This window comes from Roseateles sp. P5_E1 (assembly GCF_054049335.1).
In genome coordinates this window covers 1-710 of sequence record NZ_JBFUMN010000197.1, presented here as the reverse complement: position 1 = coordinate 710, position 710 = coordinate 1, and the positions used below count along the sequence as shown (strand labels likewise).

Genomic DNA, 710 nt, shown 5'->3' with positions numbered 1-710 from the left:
GTTGTGCGGTTGGCCTTGGTTCTCTGGCATCCGACCTCACTCGCCTGAAACCTGGCGCCCCGCCCAGCCCTACCCTCCACAACGTAGAAGGCCCGGCAATGCCGGGCCTTCTGCTGCCGCTGCAACCGGGTCGGTTACAGGTTCGCCTCTTCGGTCTGCACCTTGTAATGCTTGCGCATCGCGTCGATGTAGGCCTTGGCTGCGGCCATGCCATCGATCTGGTTCAGCTGATCGGTGAAGGCCTTCTTCTGCTCCGGCAGGACCTCGGCCAGGTTGGCCGGGGTCACCTTGGTGACCGCGTACACCAGGTAACGGCCCTGCACGGCCACCTTGCCGTAGCTCGGCTTGCCTTCGGTCGGTGCCTGCGCGCCGAACACGGCACGGTTGATCTCCGGGGTCGGGACCGGCTGGGTGCGCGGCAGGCCCGGCAGCGGGCTCACCTGCAGCTTCTCGCTGACCGCGAGCGCCTGCAGGGTCTGCCCCGCCTTGAGCTTGGCCAGCAGCGCGTCAGCGGCCTTCTCCGAGGCCTGGCGGCTACGGTCGGTACGGATCGCGGCAATCACCTGCTCACGCGCCTTGACCAACGGCAGCGCCTGTTCCGGGCTGTGGTCGGTCACCCGGATCATCACGTTGTGGTTCGGTGCGATCTCGATCGGGTCGCTGACCGTGCCGTCCTGGGTGAGGATGTCGGAGAACGCGGCGCGCAGCAC

The 710-nt window shown here is 67.2% G+C and carries 1 protein-coding gene; it reads right to left on the bottom strand.

Going from position 1 to position 710, the window contains the following annotated elements; genetic code table 11:
• Positions 1-134: 134 nt before the first annotated feature.
• A partial coding sequence (locus tag ACXJKJ_RS30580; protein ID WP_457395206.1) for a hypothetical protein occupies positions 135-710 on the bottom strand: 576 nt, incomplete at its 5' end.